The following is a 2571-nucleotide window of genomic DNA, read 5'->3' on the forward strand; positions in this document are numbered from 1 at the left end:
ATCCATTTCAGATTCAGTGGAAGAAGATGGTATTGTATATGTAACGGGTGGAGTTGCTGCTGGATTTGTGCCGGTTGTTGGATGGAGTAAGTATGCTAGAATTGGAAAAGTACTTGATACTGATAAGCCCAAAAAACCTGTAAGTAAACCTTCCAATGAAGGAGGGGAAAAGGTAGATCCTATCGAAGTATTAGTTAAGGGGAAAAAGATTAGTGATTTTGGTAAGTTTTCAACAAGTATAGATGATAAAGTAAAGGTAATTGAAAAAGAAAATTTGCCTGACTGGATAAGTGAATCTTTTACCGATAGTAACTATAGAACAGTAATAACAGAAGAAAGTATTATTCTCTATAGGACCTACGGTGGTGGGGCAAAAGCTAATGGTTCATTTGTGACTACCAGTCCTGCAGGAAATAGAATAAATGCAAAGGAAAATACTGCATTAGTTCCTGATTGGAAAAATACTAGAGAGTATGAAGCTGTAATAGAGGTTCCAAAGGGACAAATCTTAAATATAGGTAGAGTTGAGAAGCAATATACAAAGTCTGGAGCACTCCTTAAAGGTGATGGCGATCAAATACTACTACCACAAGGGTGGCCATCAGAATGGATTAAGGAAATAAGAAATGTGCCAAGTAGATAGGAGAATACTATACTATGGATAAAAAAGAGCAGTTAAAAAAACAAATAATAACGGTAATAAACGTACTTGAAAAAGATTATTCTAATGAAATAAAGAAGGATATATTACAATTAATATATAAAAGATACAAGAATGCATTGAAGATTATTGAAAATAACCAGGGTATAAATCAAGTAAATATATCAGGTGGTGTTAGAGCCTATATGGATAGTTACAATGACTACCAAAATCCATTACTAGAACAATTACACAAAGCTGAAAAACTATTGAAAGAATTAATTTGAGAGCACGGGGCTATTGGATATTGAGGTGGAATCCAATAACGTGTTAACAAAATGGAGAATCCAGGGGTCAGACCCTTCTAATATGTTCCCCTCAAAAGTTAGAGTTTTATATTAAGCAGTTAATTGGCTTGTGTGAAGTCGGTATTGAATCGGACTCATGGCCGCCAAGAGCCGGAAATAAAGGGTTGGAGTAGTTCAAATGATGTCATTAATTCCAGTAATAAAACTGACAACGTTGATGAGGCTGTAGAAATTGTAAAGAGTACAGAGTCTAAATGGGCTGATACAATGTTTTATATGGAAAGAGGACAGAAAAGTTTTTTCGGCACATTTGAATCAGAAGAAGATGCATGTAAATATTTCCTTGACGTCGCACGTAAACATTTGAGAATTTAACAATGCTAATTAGTAATAATTTTACAGATTTTAAATATAACCTTACTACTAAGCACTTGGCCTTCACAAAAATAGCCAGGTGCTTTTTATTTCCTATCCAAATAGTATAATCCTTTTGGATGACACGACAGCACGGAAGAAAAAAGCCATGGGGACAGGTTCCGTGGCATATTAGTCCGCTAAGCTGGTAGTGGATTTTCTGTGTTTATTGTATTGGGTACACCCAAATGTACTTACTAGTCAGTTTTTGCGAAACGTAATTGTCTTCTACCATCATTAAGCCCAGTTCCTACATAATCAAATCTCCCTTTTACGGTTAAAACGATTCAAAATAGGTGTTCGTAAGTTTATAAATTTTTTCTTTTTATTAAACTGCTTCATTTTTTCCACTGACCTATCCAGCTTCTCCATTAAGTCAATAGTACTAAATCCAACCTTAAAATAGACTTAAAGTCTTATTGTAATTACAAAAATTTGGAAGTACCATTTGAGTATCTTGAATTATTTGAAAAGTCGGAAAGGTAGGTAACTCATGATCAGATTTGTTATTTTAATAGAAATAACTTGTTCCATGAAGGGAAGTGGTATAGCCCCTGTACAAAATGGTGACTCATCATGAAACGTGATTTAAAAATAAATTACGGTATATTAGACGACATTATTAACCAACTTGGCATTTATAAACGTTCTCTAAGTGATATGGAAAGCTCTCTATCAACGATTACTACATACATTGAACAAAATAGAGGAGAAAGCATTGAAGAGTGGAAGGATAAGATGAAAGGCTCTAAGGAACAAATGGCAGAGTACGAGACGCAAATCAATGACTTACTGAATTTGTTCCAAGGATATGTAGATGATACCACAGCTTATATTACTCCACTACAACGAAATGCAATGATGCGAGTAGATAGAAATGATATTTATTGGAATTTAAAACAAATGGAAAGTGGTATCCGTAAAAATGTCCGGAATGCCATTCAACAAACGAACAAATCCCCATCAAATTGGGGCTTTTGGGAGGATGTTACGGACACAGAGAAAGAAGCAAGCAGTATAAATAAATCCAAGATTGCGAGCATCCGCAGTGATATCGAGCAAACAAATAATCGCTTGGATCATAAAATGGACCAATTGTGGGATATCTACAATTCCAAGGTGAAGAAGTATGAGAATATGGATGATGAATACAATGATAAAGCTACTGCATTGAAGAAAAAGTATACAAACTTTTTTGAAGGCTTTTGG

3 protein-coding genes and 1 pseudogene are annotated in these 2571 nt (G+C 34.7%); all 4 read left to right on the top strand.

The window, feature by feature from the left end; all coding sequences use genetic code 11:
- Positions 1–643: pseudogene (locus tag K332_RS24495) on the top strand (hypothetical protein); the annotation flags it as partial.
- A 14-nt stretch (positions 644–657) separates the two neighbouring features.
- Entirely contained in the window at positions 658–927 is a 270-nt protein-coding gene (locus K332_RS0112135; protein WP_026907688.1) for a hypothetical protein, read from the top strand.
- A gap of 144 nt (positions 928–1071) precedes the next feature.
- On the top strand, positions 1072–1323 hold the full coding sequence (locus K332_RS0112140; RefSeq protein ID WP_026907689.1) for a hypothetical protein: 252 nt from the start codon (positions 1072–1074) through the stop codon (positions 1321–1323).
- A 615-nt stretch (positions 1324–1938) separates the two neighbouring features.
- Positions 1939–2571 (top strand): hypothetical protein (locus K332_RS0112145; RefSeq protein WP_026907690.1); only part of this gene is annotated, 633 nt, incomplete at its 3' end.

Origin of the sequence: Paucisalibacillus globulus DSM 18846 (assembly GCF_000482485.1) — a bacterium.
Lineage (GTDB): Bacteria > Bacillota > Bacilli > Bacillales > Amphibacillaceae > Ornithinibacillus > Ornithinibacillus globulus.

Coding starts and splice junctions, on each gene's coding strand:
- K332_RS0112135 (WP_026907688.1), top strand. CDS start 658: ATGGATAAAAAAGAGCAGTTAAAAAAACAAATAATAACGGTAATAAAC.